Source organism: Variovorax sp. OK212, from assembly GCF_900112425.1.
Lineage (GTDB): Bacteria > Pseudomonadota > Gammaproteobacteria > Burkholderiales > Burkholderiaceae_C > Variovorax.
Genome location: NZ_FOLP01000004.1, coordinates 475,138 through 492,556, shown reverse-complemented (window position 1 = coordinate 492,556; position 17,419 = coordinate 475,138). Strand labels below are relative to the sequence as shown.

Annotated in this window: 17 protein-coding genes; 4 read left to right on the top strand and 13 right to left on the bottom strand. The window is 68.7% G+C overall.

What is annotated here, in order from left to right; translation table 11 throughout:
* Nucleotides 1-16 precede the first annotated feature (16 nt).
* The 12 genes from BM004_RS15990 to BM004_RS15935 all read right to left on the bottom strand — a co-directional run bounded on the left by BM004_RS15990 (nt 17) and on the right by BM004_RS15935 (nt 12,260).
* The gene (locus BM004_RS15990) at nt 17-907 is read right to left on the bottom strand and encodes a type II secretion system F family protein (protein ID WP_093127127.1); all 891 of its coding nucleotides are present in this window, start codon (nt 905-907) and stop codon (nt 17-19) included.
* Between the two features lie 18 nt (nt 908-925).
* A complete protein-coding gene (locus BM004_RS15985; RefSeq protein WP_093214753.1) occupies nt 926-1,783 on the bottom strand; it encodes a type II secretion system F family protein in 858 nt (285 codons plus the stop codon).
* Nucleotides 1,780-3,423 carry a TadA family conjugal transfer-associated ATPase gene (locus tag BM004_RS15980; RefSeq protein ID WP_093214751.1) on the bottom strand — a complete coding sequence of 548 codons (1,644 nt, stop codon included), beginning with the start codon at nt 3,421-3,423 and terminating at the stop codon, nt 1,780-1,782. The genes BM004_RS15985 and BM004_RS15980 overlap by 4 nt, the downstream gene beginning before the upstream one ends.
* 11 nt (nt 3,424-3,434) lie before the next feature.
* A complete protein-coding gene (locus BM004_RS15975; protein ID WP_093214748.1) occupies nt 3,435-5,078 on the bottom strand; it encodes a type II and III secretion system protein family protein in 1,644 nt (547 codons plus the stop codon).
* Between the two features lie 52 nt (nt 5,079-5,130).
* Nucleotides 5,131-6,090, bottom strand: coding sequence for a Flp pilus assembly protein CpaB (gene cpaB / locus BM004_RS15970; protein ID WP_093127139.1), 960 nt, complete (start codon nt 6,088-6,090; stop codon nt 5,131-5,133).
* A 6-nt stretch (nt 6,091-6,096) separates the two neighbouring features.
* Nucleotides 6,097-6,321, bottom strand: a complete 225-nt coding sequence (locus BM004_RS15965) for a hypothetical protein (RefSeq protein WP_093127141.1) — start codon at nt 6,319-6,321, stop codon at nt 6,097-6,099.
* 11 nt (nt 6,322-6,332) lie between these two features.
* Nucleotides 6,333-7,064, bottom strand: a complete 732-nt coding sequence (locus BM004_RS15960; RefSeq protein ID WP_093214744.1) for a hypothetical protein — start codon at nt 7,062-7,064, stop codon at nt 6,333-6,335.
* The gene (locus BM004_RS15955; RefSeq protein ID WP_256219914.1) at nt 7,064-8,026 is read right to left on the bottom strand and encodes a hypothetical protein; all 963 of its coding nucleotides are present in this window, start codon (nt 8,024-8,026) and stop codon (nt 7,064-7,066) included. The genes BM004_RS15960 and BM004_RS15955 overlap by 1 nt, the downstream gene beginning before the upstream one ends.
* Nucleotides 8,027-8,096: 70 nt before the next feature.
* Complete coding sequence (locus BM004_RS15950; protein WP_093214741.1) at nt 8,097-10,010, bottom strand: pilus assembly protein TadG-related protein; 1,914 nt, start codon at nt 10,008-10,010, stop codon at nt 8,097-8,099.
* A 36-nt stretch (nt 10,011-10,046) separates the two neighbouring features.
* On the bottom strand, nt 10,047-10,352 hold the full coding sequence (locus BM004_RS15945; protein ID WP_093127150.1) for a Flp family type IVb pilin: 306 nt from the start codon (nt 10,350-10,352) through the stop codon (nt 10,047-10,049).
* 136 nt (nt 10,353-10,488) lie between these two features.
* Nucleotides 10,489-11,427, bottom strand: coding sequence for an AraC family transcriptional regulator (locus BM004_RS15940; RefSeq protein WP_093127153.1), 939 nt, complete (start codon nt 11,425-11,427; stop codon nt 10,489-10,491).
* Nucleotides 11,428-11,816: 389 nt separating this feature from the next.
* Nucleotides 11,817-12,260, bottom strand: coding sequence for a putative toxin-antitoxin system toxin component, PIN family (locus BM004_RS15935; protein WP_093127156.1), 444 nt, complete (start codon nt 12,258-12,260; stop codon nt 11,817-11,819).
* A gap of 119 nt (nt 12,261-12,379) precedes the next feature.
* Between BM004_RS15935 and BM004_RS15930 the strand changes: the two genes are divergently transcribed.
* The gene (locus tag BM004_RS15930) at nt 12,380-12,874 is read left to right on the top strand and encodes a surface-adhesin E family protein (RefSeq protein ID WP_177206513.1); all 495 of its coding nucleotides are present in this window, start codon (nt 12,380-12,382) and stop codon (nt 12,872-12,874) included.
* Here the strand turns inward: BM004_RS15930 and BM004_RS15925 are convergent.
* Nucleotides 12,860-14,116, bottom strand: a complete 1,257-nt coding sequence (locus tag BM004_RS15925; protein ID WP_093214737.1) for a THUMP domain-containing class I SAM-dependent RNA methyltransferase — start codon at nt 14,114-14,116, stop codon at nt 12,860-12,862. The two genes, BM004_RS15930 and BM004_RS15925, sit on opposite strands and share 15 nt — an antisense overlap.
* A gap of 82 nt (nt 14,117-14,198) precedes the next feature.
* On the opposite strand from BM004_RS15925, the gene BM004_RS15920 reads away from it, so the two are divergent.
* The 3 genes from BM004_RS15920 to BM004_RS15910 all read left to right on the top strand — a co-directional run bounded on the left by BM004_RS15920 (nt 14,199) and on the right by BM004_RS15910 (nt 17,398).
* A complete protein-coding gene (locus tag BM004_RS15920; RefSeq protein WP_177206512.1) occupies nt 14,199-15,998 on the top strand; it encodes an ATP-binding response regulator in 1,800 nt (599 codons plus the stop codon).
* Nucleotides 15,999-16,163: 165 nt separating this feature from the next.
* Nucleotides 16,164-16,766, top strand: a complete 603-nt coding sequence (locus BM004_RS15915) for a cytochrome b (RefSeq protein ID WP_093214731.1) — start codon at nt 16,164-16,166, stop codon at nt 16,764-16,766.
* Complete coding sequence (locus BM004_RS15910) at nt 16,763-17,398, top strand: YceI family protein (protein WP_093214728.1); 636 nt, start codon at nt 16,763-16,765, stop codon at nt 17,396-17,398. The genes BM004_RS15915 and BM004_RS15910 overlap by 4 nt, the downstream gene beginning before the upstream one ends.
* Nucleotides 17,399-17,419: the final 21 nt, after the last annotated feature.

The following is a 17,419-nucleotide window of genomic DNA, read 5'->3' as shown; positions in this document are numbered from 1 at the left end:
CTTTTTCTCGGCGTTTTCAGCGGTTCTGGGTTTCGAGGAACTGCATCACCAGCGGGAAGAAGATGATGATGAAGGTCACCGGAAAGATGAAGATCACCAGCGGCCCGATCATCTTCACGGGCGCTTCCATGGCGAGCTTCTCGGCCATCTGGAAGCGCTCGGTGCGGCGCTGGTCCGAGATGGCGGAGAGCGTGTCGGCCAGGCTTGCACCCAGCGACTCGGCCTGCGTGAGGTTCGACACCAGGCTCTTGATGTGCTTGTTGTCCAGGCGGTCGGCCAGCGCGTTGAGCGCGTCCATGCGGCTCGCGCCGGTGCGCATCTCGCGCATCATGCGGTCGAACTCCTGGCCCAGCGCGCCGCCCGGGCCCTTCTGCACCGCCTGCGCGATCGCGCCGGTGAGGCTCAGGCCGGCCTGGCAGCACAGCGTGATCATGTCCAGGTAGCCCGGCAGCGTGCGCAGGATGTCCTTCTCGCGCTTCTTGCGGCGGTCCCGCATCCACATCACCGGGTACAGCCACCCCGCCACGCACGACGACAGCGTGACCCACACCTTGGTGGCGGCCATCGCGTCGAGCAGGCCGGCGGTCCACAGGCCGAGCGCGGCCACCACGATCAGCGACACCACCTGCACCGCGATGAACTCCTCGGCCTTCAGCACGAACTCCAGGCCCGCGAGCTGCAGCTGGCGCTTGCGCTTGACCAGCATCGAGGTGGGCGCGATCTCCGACACGTGGAACTGCAGGATGTTCACCACCGGCCACACCAGCCGCAGCATGCGCGGCAGCGGGTCCATGTGCGTGCGCTCCGAAGGCCTGGCCTTGCGGATCAGCGAGATCATGTACAGCAGCAGGATCACGCCCGTGGTCGCGCACAGGAAGATGATGGCCAGGAGGATCAGCGAGCGCATGGTCTGGTGCCTCCGGCCTCAAATGTCGATGGCCACGATCTTGCGGATCATCGCGTAGCCCAAGAGCAGCATCACGGCGACCACCGTCAGCACGACCCAGCCGATGGTCGTGGTGAACAGCAGGCTCATGGTGGGCTGCATCAGGTAGAGCACGCCCATCAGCAGCAGCGGAAAGAGCGTCATCACCAGGCCCTGGATGCGGCCCTGCGCCGTCAGCGCCTTGATGCGGCCTTCCAGGATGGCCTTGCGGCGCAGCGTCTCGGCCAGCACCTGCAGCGGCTCCGACAGGTTGCCGCCCACCTCCTTGGACACGCGCAGCGCCACCACCACCAGCACGAAGTCGGGGATTCCCAGGCGCTGCGACATCTTCTGGATGGCGTCGTCGAAGCTCACGCCCAGGCGCTGCTCCTTGAGCACCAGGCCGAACTCCTGCCCCAGCGGCCCCACCTGGTCGCGCACCAGCACCTGGATGGCGACCGACAGCGCGCTGCCGGCGCGCAGCGCGCTGGCAATGAAGAGCAGCGCGTCGGGCAGCTCCGATTCGATCTGCTGCCTGCGTTTCTTGCGCTGCCACGCGAACCAGCGCGCGGGCAGCAGGTACAGCACGATCGCCGCCACCACGCCGCCGATGAGGTTGCCCGAGATGAGCCATCCGACGGCGCCGCACAGCGCCACCAGGAAGGCATGGCCCGACGCGAACGCCACCGCGTGCTGCGCCTGGAACTCCGACAGGTTCAGCGTGCGCCGGCCGCTGGCCTGCAGCTTGGCCATGACCTTGCCGACCAGCTCCGGCGAGCGCTGCAGCAGCAGGTAGCCGCACAGCGTGATGAAGCCCATGCCGCAGAGCACGGAGGCCAGCAGGATCATTCCCTTCATGGCACGGTCTCCCCGAAGAGATATTCCAGGTCGAGCTTCAGGCCGTGCTCCTGCAGGCGCGTGAAGAACTCGGGCACGGTGCCCGCGGCGGTGAAGTGGCCCACGGTCTTGAAGGTGTCGTCCACGCCGGTCTTGCGGAAGGCGTACACGTCCTGCATCTGGATCACGCCGTCGGCGAAGCCGGTGATCTCGGTGATCTGCGTGACCTTGCGGCTGCCGCACGGAAAGCGCGTGAGCTGCACGATCAGGTCGACCGCCGAGGCGATCTGCTCGCGGATGGCCGCCACCGGGATGTTCATGCCCGCCATGGTCACCAGCACCTCCAGCCGCGACATCGCGTCGCGCGGCGAGTTCGAGTGCAGCGTGGTCAGCGAGCCGTCGTGGCCGGTGTTCATGGCCTGCAGCATGTCCAGCGCCTCGCCGCCGCGGCACTCGCCCACCACGATGCGGTCGGGCCGCATCCGCAGCGAGTTGCGCACCAGGTCGCGAATAGCGATGGCGCCCTTGCCTTCGATGTTGGCCGGGCGCGATTCCAGCGACACCAGGTTGGGCTGGCCCAGCGAGAGCTCGGCCGCGTCCTCGATGGTCACGATGCGCTCGTTGGGCGGGATGAAGTTCGACACCATGTTCAGCAGCGTCGTCTTGCCGGTGCCGGTGCCGCCCGAGACGATGATGTTGAGCTTTTCCTCCACCGCGATGCGCATGAATTCCACCATCTGCGCGGTGATCGAGCCGGTGCGGATCATGCCCTCGTGGCCCATGCGGTTCTTCGGAAACTTCCGGATCGTGACGCTGGGCCCGCGCAGCGCCAGCGGCGGAATGATGGCGTTCACGCGCGAGCCGTCCTTCAGCCGCGCGTCCACCATCGGCGAGCTCTCGTCGATGCGCCGGCCCAGCGGCGTCACGATGCGCTCGATGGCCCCCAGCACCGCAATGTTGCTGGTGAAGGCGACGTTGGTGCGCTCCAGCCGGCCCGCGCGCTCGATCCAGATCTCGTCGAAGCGGTTGACCATCACTTCGGTCACGCTCTCGTCCTTCAGCAGCACCTCCAGCGGGCCCAGGCCGATGGCTTCGTCCAGCAGCTGCTGGCTCAGCAGCGCCCGGTCGAGCTCCGCCGGCATGTCGCGCGTGTCGCGGATGATCTCGCTGATCAGCGCGCGGATGTTGGAGCGCAGCTCCTCGTCCTTCATCTGCGCGGTGTCGATGCGGCGGTTGTCCAGCTGCTGCAGCAGCGTGCGATGCAGCGAGCGGCGCCATTGCAGCAGCGGGTCTTCGATGGCCAGCGAGGTCTCGGCCAGCTGCGTGGCGTCGGCCGCGTCCTGCGGTTCGGTGCCCGCGGGCCGCAGCGCCGTGTCCAGCGACACCACCAGCGTGTGGCCGCCGATGATGATCTCTTCTCCGCCCTTCATGGGGCCGAAGCGCGTGACGCGGTTGCCGTCGACCCAGGTGCCGAAGAGGCTGCCCAGGTCCTGCACGAACACCTCCTCGTCGTGCAGCACGAACTGGGCGTGCAGCTTCGCGACGTTCCAGCCCGACAGCACGATGTGGCTGCCGCTGTCCTTGCCGACCTGGAGTTCCGCGATGTCGATCGGGACCTCGCGCACGGCCTGCTGCGGGGAATTGACGAAGACCTTGTGCATGGCGGCGGGCCTCAGGGAGCAACGGGCTGGCCGGGCGTGCCGACCGGCGTGGTGCCGATGTCGCCGATGTCACCGTTCGTGGCCGGCGGGCGGGCACCGCCGGGGTCCGACTTGTCCTCGGTCAGCGTGCCGAAGTTGCGGCCCACGTCCTGCTGCAGCTGGCGCGCGCGCTCGATGCGCGGCTGGCCGTAGGCCGGGTCGACCACGCGCGGCGTGATGAACACCACCACTTCCTGTTCCTTGTCGGTGTCGTTGTCGGCGCGGAAGGCGCGCCCGATGATCGGCGCCTTGCGCAGGCCCGGCACGCCGTCGCTGGAGCGCGTGGACTCGCGGCTGAGCAGGCCCGACAGCACGATGGTCTCGCCGGCCTTCACGTTGAACTCGGTGTCGGTGCGCCGGATCAGGAGGCCCGGAATGCCCTGCACCGCCACGCTGCGGTCGATGCTGCTGACCTCGGTGAGGATGCTGCCCGAGATGTTGCCCTCGCCGTCGGCGATGGGCTTGATGTTCAGCCGCACGCCGTAGGGCTTGAACTCGACCGAGCCCGCGCCCTGCGTGCTGAGCGCGGGCAGCGGGATCTCGCCGCCGGCCAGGAACTTGGCCTCGCCGCCGCTGCGCGTGGACAGGTTGGGCGAGGCCAGCAGGAAGGCGTTGCCGCGCTGCACCAGCAGGTTGATGCGCGAGCTCAGCGTGAGGCCGATGCCGAAGTAGGCCTCGGGCATGCGGCGGTTCTGGGTCAGCAGGTTCGGGGTGTTGGCGCTGTTGAAGGCGGTGCCGTCGGGCAGCACGCGGTAGCTGCCGCTGGAGGCGATGTCCGAGAACAGGCCGAAGTTGAAGCCGTCGCCCGAGCTCTGCCAGCGCACGCCCAGGTCGTCCAGCGCGGTCTTGCTGAACTCGACGATGCGCACCTGGATGTCCACCATGCGGTCCACGCGGATGCGCTCCGCCGTGGCCAGCGACACCACCGCGGGCGCATACAGCTGCGCCACCGTGTTCAGGCGCTCGACCGCGGCGGGGTCGAGGCTGTTGCCGTCCATGATGATGCGCTCGCCGATGCGGCGGATGTTCACGCCCGAGATGCCGTGCGTGATCTCGCGCAGCTCGTCGGCGATGCGGTCGAGGTCGACCACGTTCACGCGCACCTTGAGCTTGCGCACGGTGCCGTTCTTGTCCCAGACGTGCAGGGTGCTGTCGCCCGCGTCCTGCGCGGTGATGAGCATGTTGGCGCCGTCGAGCACGCGCGCCTCCAGCACCTTGCCGCTGCCGATCGCCACGCGGGCCACGCCCGGCATCTTGACCAGCACCATCTGCCCGACGTACAGCGTGAGCGTGTCGGGCAGCCGCTGCAGCACGGTGGCGCGCGCGGCGATGCGCTGCAGTTCACCCTCGGTGATGGAAGCCTGCTGCGGTGGCGGTGCGGGCGCGCGGATGCCCGGCGAGGTTTCGGGGGCGCGGGACACCGGCACGCCGGAGGGCCTCGCCGGGAACGACGATGCACCCGAAGGTGCTGCCGAGGCACCTGTACCCGAAGGCGCCACCGTGCCGAGGGGCACCGGCGAGGCCGCCGCGCCGGGGTACGGACCCTGGGCCTGGGCCTGGGCCTGGAAAACAAGACACAGCGCCGTCGCTGCCAAGGTGCATCGCTTGAGATTCATCGAACTTTTCTGGAGATCAGGAAAACGCACGCGCCTGGGGGGCGGGAAGACTTCAGCGCACCGGCAGTTCTGCCGGCGGCAGCGCGGCGCCCAGGCCCGCGCCACCGGCCCGGCTCTGGTTGCCGGCGCCGCCCACGATGTATTCGACGCCGGGCCGCGCGGGTGCGCTGGACACCGCCATCGGGCGCGCGCGCTGCGGCCTGAAGCCGCTCACGATGGCGTCGAGGTCGACCGCGTCGACCCCGCTGGTCATGGTGGCGCGGTCATCGGGGTTGCGCAGCGTGGCGATGATCTTGCCCAGGCGCTGGGCCAGGATGAGCTTCTGCGCGTCCTGCGGCTGGATCGCCACGGTGACGGTGGAATAGCGTTGCTGCGCGTACGGGTCGGTGTCGGCCGAGACGTCGGAGCGCTTGCGCATCGCGGCGAACTGCTCCGAGGTGATCTGGCCGGTGGCGCGCACCTCCACGTCCTGCAGCAGCGGGATCACCACCGAAGGATCGTTGGCGGCGTTCTTGTCGACCATGTACATGAAGTCGATGCGGTCGCCCGCGCGCAGCATGCCCGAGATGGAGCTGATCTCGTCCACCGGGATGGTGATGGCGCGCACGCCCTGCTCGATCTCCTGCGCGAACACCTTGCGCGGCGCCGAGAAGAACGAGGCCAGCAGCGGCTTGCCCGCGGCCACCGGCACGGAGAGCTGGCGGCCCGCGAACTGCGCGAAGGTCTCGGGCGTGAGCGCGTCGTTGTGCACGTACTCGTTGGGCACCGAGCGCTTGGCCACCATGCCGGGCAGCACCGTGGTGCCGTCGCCCAGCGCCTGGCGCGCCACCACCACGTCGCGGCGCTGGCTGTCGGCGTCCTTCTCGAGGCTGGCGGCGATCTCGCGCTCGCTGGCCCGCAGGTAATACCAGCCCAGGCCCGCGGCCAGCAGGCCCAGCATCAGGGCACCGATCAGGGGGGACAGCCGTTTGACGCTTTGCTTGAACTTGAGAAGTCCCGGAGATGATTTCATGCCTGGCTACAAAGGATAGGAAAGGGTGTACGAGTAGGTCGACCAGGCATCGCGGAAGGCCTTGATGAGCAGGCCGATCACGGAACGGTCGGCGCCCGGGAAGGTGGCGAACAGCATCACGGCCAGGATGCCGGCGACGATCACGTATTCGGCGATGACCTGCCCGCGCTGGGCGCCGCGGGAAGAAGAACGACGGTGACTGCCGTGAAGGCGGCGGTGACGTGGGCGCATGGCGGTCGCTCTCATTCCGGCGTGGTCTGGCTGGCGACGATGAAGTAGCCGTCGTCGCGCTTGGAGATGGTCACGACCATCTCCTCGCTGTTGCGGCGGAACACCAGCGCCGAGCGCGTGCCGCCCTCCACGGTGCGGTCCTGCAGCAGGGTCCAGCCCAGGCGGATCATCTGTTCGCGCAGGTAGAGCGCATTGGTCTCCACGCTCACGCCGTTGGTGACGACGATGGTGCGGTTGCGCTGGCCCTCGTCGAAGGAGAGCGTGTCCGACACCACCTGCGAGCCGGCCGGGCGCGGAAAGCCCTTGCCGATGCGCTCGGCACGCTCCTGCATGCGCTGCTCGCTCTGCACTTCGTCGTAGACCCTGGCGGCCACCAGCCGCCCCGCCGTGCCCTCGGGCCGTGCGCGCAGCTGCACCGTGACCTGGTACATGCCCAAGCGCGCGCCGAGCACGCGCAAGGCGCCGACGGTGCTCACGCCGTAGCCGGCCTTGTCGGCCAGCCATTTCTCGTAGTAGCGCGACACGGCCTCCATGGACTCCGTGGACTCGATGCCGCGGATCTGCATGGGAACGGTGTTCTGCTCGATGTACTCGGCGATCCAGAAGGTCTTGGCGCCCGAGGGCGACGGAATCGCCGGCCAGTCCAGTTGCGGCGGTGCCGCGGCGGCCACCTGCGGGGCGCCGCACAGGCAAAGCCAGGCGGCAACGAGCATCCATCGCAGGAACGGCGCGGGCACGGTCATCAGGGCAGCGTGTTGACCACGGGGGTCGGCGGAAAGGCGCGGTAGTAGCGGAAGTGGTCCTTGACGCTGCCGCCGTTCGCCTCGCCGTCGCCGCCGGTCTCGCCGGTCGCTCCGGGCGGAATGCGCTCGAAGCGGTCCAGCGGGGTCTTCTCCAGGGCGTCGCCCGGCGTGAAACCCATGGTGAGGTTGTTCATGTCGAAGGCCGGAAAGATCTGCTTGATCTGGTAGGCCGTCTGGTGCATGCCGCCGCGCAGCTGCTGGTAGAAGGCGCCGTCGAGCAGCTTCAGCGGCACCAGGCCCTGGATCTTGGATTCCTCGCGGTTCGTGCCGCCGGCGTTCCAGGCTTCGGTGAGCATGGTGACCTGCTCGCTCATGTCCAGCGCGGGCACCAGCGTGAACTTCGTGTTGGTCTGGCTCACCTTCACCTCGTGGCGCAGGTAGCCGCTGCTCACCATCTGGAACTTGCCCAGCGGCCCGGTGATCGCGTTGCCCCCCAGCGCGGCTTGCGCCACGCGGATGCCGTCGAACACCACGTCGCTGGCATTGAGCAGCGACGGCATGGGCGCGGCCGTGCTCGACGCGGTGACCGCCGTGGTGCGCGGATCGATCGCCGGCAGCGTCGGCTCGAACTCCGCGATGTCGGCGGCGTGGATGGAGATGCCGGGCTCGGTGCGATCGCGAAAGATGTGGCGGCGCAGGTCGCGCGTGATTTCCGCATCGGTCTTCTTGATGGCACCCGACGCACCCTTGGCTTCGGTGGCGGCGATGCCCTGCTCTTCCGGCATCCACACGGTGCGCTGCCAGGCCACCAGCTTGGCCGCGGCCACGGTCTGCATGCGCTTGGTGCCGTACTCGGCAATGGCCGGAATGGCGGCCAGCGTGATGGCGGCGAAGCTCACGATGAGCAGGGTCTCGACCATCGCATGGCCGGCGGCAGCGGCAGTGCGCGAAAGACGGCGCACGCGAGGCAGGCGTCCGGACGGGCGCCGAGGCGAGCATCGAGGTGGGCGGGTCATGCGCGGGCGTCCTTCATCAGTTGCCGTTGTCTTCGTCGGGCGAGCCGCCGACGGCCGCGCCGCCCATGGCGATGGCACGCGCCCACAGCGAGGGCTCCACGTTGTGCACGTGCCAGTAGGGGCTGAAGAGGCTGCGGTGCTCGATGTAGCCGCCCGCGAAGCCCACGTTGTATTTGCCCACTTTCGAAGGATCGGCGACCGCGTTGTCGCGGCGCGCCCAGCGGTCCTGCGGCCGGCGGAAGTAGACCTGCGAGGTCGACACCGCCTTGATCTCCCGGCCCTGGAAGTTGTCGCGCAGGCCGGCCTTGCCGTCGGCCGCCGAGTTGCCGAAGCCGGCGACCTCGCCCGTGCGCACCTTGTCGCCGCCCTTTTGCACCACGAGCGTGAAGGCCGGGCCCTTGTCGGTGTTCTTGCCCCACTTGAGCGGGTTGGCGCCCTTGAAGCCGTTCTGCGCGAGCCAGTTGTCCGACTCGTTGGCCACCATCGGCGGGTGGTCCTTGATCTCGGTGAAGCGGGGCATGGCCCAGCTCTTGGTGACGGTGCCGATGTCGGTGCGCGGGCTGTAGTGCAGCTTGGCGTTGAACACCAGCACGGCCATCGGGGCCAGCAATATCTCGCCGTTGCTGTCGCGGCCGGCCCGCTCGAAGGACTCGCGCTCCATGTACGCGGTGTCGCCGATCTCGCCGTTCAGGCCGCCGTAGGTGCGGCCCTCGCGGGCGTAGCTGCGCAGCGTGAGGCGCTGGCCTTCCCAGCTTTTCATGTAGTTGGGGCCGCCCGCGGCGGCCGCGCCGGCGCCCAGGCCGAAGCGCCCGCGCAGGATGTCGTCCCAGCCGCCGATGAGGTCGGTGTAGAGCACGCCGATGGGCAGCTTGATCTCGATCGAATCGGCCGACTGCCAGCGGATGCGCCCGGTCTCGTCGCCCACGATGCCTTCGGTCGCGACCAGTTCGGTGCCGCCCTTCCACTCGAGCAGCCCGCCCATCATGTCGCCGGTGACATCGCCGAAGCCCGGCGGCGTGACCGGGCTGCTGGAAATCATGCCCTGCATGGCGCCGGACATGCCCGAGGCGACCCAGCCGAGCACGTTGGGCAGGAAGCGGCGGTTCTTGGTCCAGTCGTCGCGCGTGGCCTGCGCGGCATGCGCGAAGCGCAGCACCTCGTTGAACTCGTCGTCGTCGAACGCGAGGCTGCCCGACTGGTGGTAGCTCTTGAGATAGGTGCCCACGTCGGCCACGAACTTGATGACGAAGATCGCGGTCTCCGCCGGCGGCACCGACGCGTCGGGGTCGTTCGAGTTGACGACGTCCTTCACCAGCTGCGGCAACTGCGCCGTCGTGCCCACGAGCATCGCGACCTGGCTGGCCGAGATGCCCTGGTTGAACGCGCGAAGGATGTCGGCCCCGATCTGCAGCGGCTTGGCCGAGGGCTCGACGAAGCCGGCAATGCGGTCCGCCGTGCGCTGCAGGCGCTGTGCCTTGGCGAGGTTGCCCAGGTACTGCAGGAAGAAGATGGGGCCCACGATCGGGATGCGGCTGCGCTCCAGGTTGCGCACGCCCTTCAGCGCCTCGGCGACGACCAGCCCCTCCTGGATGTTGGCCGCGCTCGTGATGAGCATGGCCATCGAGGTCTGCACGCTCGCCAGCGTCGCGATGCTCGCCTCGTTGGCGGCCATCGCGCGGTTGGTATAGGCCAGGTAGTTGAGGCTGCGCGCGGTGAGCACGCTGGCGCTGTAGGTGGTCGCGTCGGCCGTGTTCTGCAGCTTCATCTTCTCGCGCGTGGAGGTGGCGGTGTTGTAGACCACCAGCACGCTGAGAAAGATGATCGGCAGCATCGCCACCAGGTACACGATCGCCTGGCCCGACTGGCGCCGGCGCGCACCGGCAGTGGCCAGGCAGAGGGAGCGGGAGAGCGAAGCGGCCGTCGGGAGCATCACGCGATCTGTTTCAGGACGTGATGTGTGCGAGGCTTACTTCGCGCCGTCCGCGCCGCCCTTGGTGTAGGTGCTCATGTTCATGTTCACGTCGGCGTTGGTGGACGCCTTGCCGGCCGCGGTCTGTGCCTTGGTGACTTCGGCCGAGCCGGTCTTGCCGCCCACTTCCTGCGCCATGCCGGCGACCTGGTTGCGCATGGTCTGGCCGAAGAAGCTGAACACGGCGATGGCGGCGATGGCGATGAGCCCGAGGATCACCAGGTACTCCGTCATGCCCTGTCCGCGAATCTTGATCTTCGAGGCAACGAGACGGCTCAGAGGGGTCAGGCGATTGATTTGCATGAAAGAGGTTCCTGAATGATGTGACTGAAGAAGCAGCCGGATCGTAGGGACGCTCGTGCATTGCGTTCGATACACTTTTTGCGATTGCCAATACAAATTGACGTTTTGATAATGGTGTCGCAATAAGCCGTGGTCTTTAGTTCTCCGAACTCATCGCGCCTTCCAATCGCAGCTGGCTCTGCCTGCGAAATTCGGTCGGCGTGAGGCCCTTGATCTCCAGGAACTTTCGATTGAAGTTGGAGACGTTGTTGAAGCCGACCTCGTAGCAGATCGAGGTCACGTAGCGGTCGCTGTGCATCAGCATGAGGCAGGCCTTGTTCACGCGCACCTGGTTCACGTAGCTCAGGAAGCTGTGGCCAGTGGCGCGACGAAAGAGCCTGCTGAAGCGCCCCGCATGCATGCCGAGCTCGGCGGCGATGTCGGCCGCGCACACGTCCTTCGAAGGCTCGTTGGCGATGCGAGTGACCACGTCGTTGATGCTCTCCAGGTGCGGGTCGCCGTCGGTCTGCATGCCCGACAGCAGCCGGTAGTCGTCGCATTGCGCCATGTCCGCGAGGAAGTCGCAGAACAGGCTGAAGCGCTTGAGTCCGCGCGCGGCCTTCACGCGGCGAAAGTGCTGCTCGGCGCGTTCGGCCATGCCGAAGAACTCGATGCCGAAGCGCGCGCGCTCGAGCATGCGCACCGCTTCGAGCAATTCGGGAATGCGCTGCGCGGCCTCGAAGATGGGGTCGTGCAGGAACTGGATCACCAGGTCGCGCTGCGCGACGCCCTCCGCTGGTGCATCGAGCGAGATCCAGTTGTGCGGCAGCTTCGGCCCGCACAGCACGAGGTGGCCCGGATCGAAGGAGCCGATCCAGTCGCCGACGAAGGCCTGCCCCGACGTGGCCACGATGAGATGCAGCTCGTACTCCTCGTGGCAATGCCAGCGCGCCAGCGGCGTGGGAAACCCGTGCTCGAGGCAACGCACGAGGCCGACTTCTTCGGCAGGCTCGTAGCCCAGGTCGGTGGAGCGTGCGAGCTCTACCTCGAGTTCGGGCAACAGATGACGCGGCGATCGCAGATGAGGACTCGGCATGGCTTTGCTTGAAGGACTGAAAGCATTTCCCGCAACCGGCCGCACCGCGCACGGAGTGCGCGGCGGCGGTGAACGATCGCGGTCTTCGAAGTCGGCATGGTTCGCTTCAGGCACGCCCGCGTGGGGGCCGTGCGAACCGCTTCGGCGCGCCGGAAGATAGTGGGGAGCCCTTGCAAATGCCAGACCCTATGCGGTCGACGGCAGACGATATGCGCGCATGGCAAGCACCCCGGGCAGGTGCGATGCACACCCGCCGGGTTTGTCTATACAGCTGAGACAACGGCAACTCCCTCCGTGATTTGCCGATCAGTAGACCCGAGAGGCCCGGTTGTCTAGAAGTCGAAGCGATGCCGTCGCGAAGTAAGCCTTTTTCGCGCGGCGACGAAGGTTCACATCGCGGCGAGCACCGCCTGCACCACGACGCCTTGCGCGGCCAAACGTTTGCGCATGGTGAGCACCGCCTGGTCCTTGCTGATGAGGCGCGCGCGCTGCGCCACCGCGAGATCGATGAAGACCTGGTCGTCGGGGTCCTTGCACACGCACGGTGCACGCGGCGGCGTGTCGGCCAGCAGGTGCACGCGCGCATCGAAGGCCGCGAGCACGCTGGCCGCTTCCATCTGCCGCTGCGCGAGCCGCTTCACGATGAGCGGGTAGCCGAGCACGCGCGCGAGCTCGTTGCGCATCGGCGCGGTGGCGAGCCAGCGCAGTTCGCCGGCGGCGAGCGCACTGGCCAGGGGCGCGCAGTCGGGGTTGTCGAACACGAACAGGTCGAGCGCGATGTTGGTGTCGATGACGACGGGGCCGGCTTGCTGCGAGGGTTCTGTCAACGTCATGGGATGTGTGGGGTATTTCGCCGATGTTGCACCATGCGGGCTCACGTCAGCCTCGCGTCGGTTGGGCGCGGGACAATGCCGCCTCCGCTGCGCCTTCACGTCCTTTGCCTTCTTCCTTCATGAAACGATTTCCGCTGCTCTGCCTGGCCCTGCTCGTCTGCGCGGGTGCGCGGGCCGAGTGGCTGACCCTCGCGGGCTCGGCCGGCGACGCCGGCAACGACTATGTGCAGGTCGATCCGACCAGCGTCGAAGCCGAGGGAACGCACCGCATCGTGAAGTTGCGCCTGAGCTTGGCGCAGCCGCGCACCACGCGCGACGGCATCATGTTCCGTTCGTTCGATGCCAAGGTCGATGCCGATTGCGCGGCGCGCAATGCACGCTATGTGAGTGCTACCTACTTCGCGCAGCCCAACTTCGTGGGCGAGCCGATGGCCGTGCGGCACTTCGCCGAAGACGATGTGCGCCCGATGACGCTGGGCGGCGCGCCGCGCGAACTGGCCACGCGGACCATCAATGCGGCGTGCAGCGTGCGGCCGAAGGAAGCCAGGGAGTCCAGGGAGTCCGCCGAGCCCCGGGACCCGCCTCCGCCCGAAGGCGAGCTACTTCCGCGCTGAGCCGGCCACCATGTCGAAGCGGAACAGCCGGCATTCGATCGGGCCGTTCCACATCGGCACGCGGCGCGACTCCTTCAGGCGCATCTGCTTGGGCAGCTTGAGGTCGGGCGTGAGCACCCAGGCGGTCCAGCCGGCATAGTTCTTCTTCCAGTGGGTGGCCAGCTGCGGGAAGAATTCGCCGCCGTCGCCTCCTTCACCTCCGTCACCTTCCGCGCCTCGTTCGACCTGCGCCGATTCGCGCGCACCGAAACGGCCCGTGCCCGCCACGCCGCCCACCTCGATGCGCTCGCCGTACGGCGGGTTGAGCATGATCACGCCGCTCTCGACCGGCGGCATGCGCTGCAGCGCGTCGCCGCCGCGGAACTCGATGGCCTGCGCCACGCCGGCACGCTCTGCATTGCGTTCGGCGAAGTCGACCATGCGGTGCGACACGTCGGAGCCGAAGATGGCCACGCTGCGGTCGCTGGCGGCCGCCTCGGCCTCCTGCTTGATGGCGGCCCACACATGCGCCTGGAACGGCAGCAGCTTCTCGAAGCCGAAGCGCCGCAGCGCGCCGGCCGCCATGCCGCGCGCGATCTGCGCGGCCTCGATGGCGATGGTGCCGCTGCCGCAGCATGGGTCGTACAGCGGCTGCTCCGACACGGTGCCCGTTTCGGGGTTCCACCAGCCGCTGGCGGCCAGCATGGCGGCGGCCAGGGTTTCCTTCAGCGGCGCATCGCCCTTGTCCTGGCGCCAGCCGCGCTTGAACAGCGGCTCGCCCGAGGTGTCGATGTACAGCGTGCAGCTGTCGGTGGTCAGGTGGGCGAACACGCGGCAGTCGGGCCACTGCGTCTCGATGCTCGGGCGCACGCCGTTGGCCTTGGCCCGGAAGCGGTCGGCCACGGCGTCCTTGATGCGCAGGGTGGCGAAGTTCAGGCTCTGCAGCGGGCTGTGCTGGGCGGTGGTCTCGATCTTGAAGGTCTGCTTCGGGGTGAACCAGATCTCCCAGGCCACGCCGCTGGCAATGGCATAGAGGTCGTTCTCGTTGCGGTAGGGCGCATGGGCCAGCTCGACCAGCACGCGCTGCGCGAGGCGGCTGTGCAGGTTGAGCTTCAGGGCGTCGCGCCAGTCGGCGCGCACGCGCACGCCGCCGCGCAGGGTGAGCAGGTCCTGGCCGGCGCGGCCGGTCAGGGCGTGCACCTCCTGGGCTAGGAATTCCTCGACGCCGGCGGCGCAAGGCAGGAAAAAGGAGAGATCGTTCACGGAAAGTTGGCCATCGGGAAGCCCGACTAGGGGACTCCATTGTCGCCGCGTCACGCACCTTCTCTATATAGTCGATTCGCCGATGAATCCCACCCCACCCGCCCCTTCGTCTTTGCCATCGGTACCGCAGGCGGCCGCCGGCAGCGACGGCTTCGCGATCCAGTGCGAGGTGCTGCGGCTGTCGATCCGCCCCATCGGCCCCGTGCTGCTGGTGCAGTACCTGCTGAATTGCGGCGTGGCGGCGCTCTTTGCCTGGCAGTACTCGCCGGTGCGCGCGCTGCTCTGGATCGCGCTGGTGACCGGGGTGACGCTCATGCGCGGCTTCTTCCCGCAACGGCTGCCCGAGCCCTTCACGCCCGGAACGCTGCGCGCAGCGCAGCGCACCCACACGCTGCGCACCGCCGTCTGGGAGCTGGCGCACGGGCTGGCCGGCGTGCTGCTGTTCAACCCCGAGCGCGCCGACCTGCAGTTGCTGCTGGGCCTGATCCTGATGGGCATGACGCTGTCGTCGGCCTTCTCGGTATCGTTCTACACGCCGGCCACGCAGCTGGCGATCACGCTGCTGCTGGCGCCGGTGATCGTCACCGGGCTCTGGCTGGGCGCGCCGGTGATGATGGCCGTGGCGGTCATCGGCATCGGCCTCACGGCCATGATGTGGAAGCTGGTGGCCGAGCGCTCGCGCCAGCTCGAGGAAAACATCGGCCTGCGGCTCAACGAGCGCACGCTGCGCGAACAGGCGCTGGCCGGCCTGCGCGCCTCCGAGCATGCGCAGGCCGAGCGGCTGCGCTTCTTCTCGGCCGCCAACCACGACCTGCGCCAGCCGGTGATGGCCATCGGCCTGCAGGCCGAGGTGCTGCGCCAGCAGCTGAACAGCGGCGCCGACATGGCCGCGGTGCAGCACACGGTCGGCTCGCTGGCGCGCGCGCAGCAGGCGCTCGAAGGGCTGACCAACCAGTTGCTCGAAATCGGCCGCATCGAGGCCGCCGTCGATCCGCTGCGCCCCGCGGCGGTGGCGCTGGCGCCGCTGCTGCAGGAGCTGGCGCGGCAGGCGGGCGACGCCCGCGTGGGCGTGCGCTGCCCGCCGGGTGCCGTGGCCTGGACCGACACCGTGTCGCTGCGCCGCGTGCTGGCCAACCTGGTGGACAACGCCGTCAAGTTCACGCCGCGCGGCCGGGTGCTGCTGGCGGTGCGCGCGCGCCGGCGCGCCAACGGGCCGGCCTGGCGCGTCGAGGTGCGCGACAACGGCATCGGCATTGCGGCGGATGCGCAGGCGCGCGTGTTCAACGACTTCGAGCAGATCGGCAACGTGGAGCGCAACCTGCAGCGCGGCCACGGCCTGGGGCTGGCGATCGTGCGGCGGCTGGCCACGCAGCTCGGCATTGCGGTGTCGCTGCGTTCGGCGCCGGGGCGCGGGTCGGTGTTCAGTTTCGAATTGCCGGCGGCGGCGCCCGATGCGGCGCTGGCCGTGCCCGCCGCGGCACCGGCCAAGGGCGATGCCGGAACCGGCGCGCTGCGCCCCGGCATGGCCGTGCTGGTGGTGGAAGACAACGCGGTGGTGGCCGACAGCCTGGCCGCGCTGCTGCGCCAGTGGTCGGTGGAGCCGCGCGTGTACGCCAGCGCGGCCGAGGCGCTGGCGCTGGCCGACCTGCGCGCGCTCGACGCGGCGCTGTGCGACATCCGCCTGCCGGGCGCGCTCGACGGCATCGCGCTGGCCGAGCGGCTGCAGCGGCAGAAGCCCTCGCTGGCGATCGCACTGATCTCGGCCGACATCAACGAAGCCACGCACCGGCTCGCCGTCGAGCGCGGCTGGCATGCGCTGCGCAAGCCGGTGCAGCCGGAAGAGCTGCGCGGCGTGCTGCTGAGGGCGCAGCAGCGCGGCTGAGCGAGCGAGCGGGCGGGCGGGCACGGGCGCGCCGATGTGCCGATGTGCCGGCGCACTTGGCACGAGACTTGGCACGAGACTTGGCACGAGGCTTGGCACGGGCCGTGCAGTGCTGTCACGGCTTCCGATATATGCTCCGCGCACAGGCCGCAGGTCCTGCCCCCGATGTCCGCCGACCCCCCCCCCGCCTCCTCTTCTCCTCTCGCCACCGCGCCGCGCAGCCAGCGCTACGACTCGTTCGCGATGGCGCTGCACTGGCTGCTGGCGACGCTGATCGTCGGCTCGCTCGGCGTCGGGCTCTACATGACGGGGCTGCCGTTTTCGCCGCTGCGCCTGAAGGTCTACAGCTGGCACAAATGGGCCGGCCTCACGATCCTCGCGCTGTCGGCGCTGCGGCTGCTGTGGCGGCTCGGGCACCGGCCGCCGGCGCTGCCGCCGGGCATGTCGCGCCTGCAGCTGTCGGGCTACCGCGTGAGCCACGCGCTGATGTACCTGCTGTTCTTCGCGGTGCCGCTGACCGGCTGGGCCTACAGCTCGGCCATGGGGATGCCGGTGGCGTGGTTCGGCGTGCTCGCGCTGCCCGACTTCGTGGCGGTCGACCAGCCCTTTGCCGAGGCGGTGCTGCAGCCGCTGCACCGCAACTGCGCCTTTGCGCTGGCGGGCGTCGCGCTGCTGCACGTGGCGGCGGTGCTCAAGCACCACTGGATCGACCGCGACGGTCTTCTGAAACGCATGTGGCCCGCGCCACGCAAGGAATCTGCCCGATGAAGCCCCATCTTTTGCGCCTGCCGCCCTTTTCGGCACCGGCCATCTCGGCGTCGGCCATCTCGTCGGCCATCTCGTCGGCCTTCGCGGCGCTGGCCTTCGCCGCGGCGCTGCCAGCGCTCGCCGAACCCGCGGCCACCCGGCTGGTGGCCGACAAGAGCCAGATCGTCTTCGTCAGCAAGCAGATGGGCGTGCCGGTGGAAGGCAGCTTCAAGAAGTTCGAGGCGCAGGTCGCCTTCGATCCGAAGAAGCCCGAAGGCGGCACCGTCGCGCTGCAGATCGACACGGCCAGCGCCGGCTTCGGCATTCCGATGAGCGACGCCGAGCTGCCCAAGGCGCCATGGTTCGACGCCGCGCATTTCCCGCAGGCCAGCTTCCAGTCGGGCGCCATCAAGGCATTGGGCGACGGCAGGTTCGAGATGGCCGGCAAGCTCACGCTCAAGGGCACGACGAAGCCGGTGACGGTGCCGGTGGCCATCACCGCGTCCGGCGGCTACGCGGTGGCCACCGGAAGCTTTACGATCCAGCGGCTCGACTACAAGGTGGGCGACGGCGAATGGACCGACACCTCGATGGTCGGCAACGACGTGCAGGTTCGCTTCAAGTTCACGCTCTCCGGGCTGGGCCCGCTGTGAGCCGCGCGCCTTCCCCGTCGA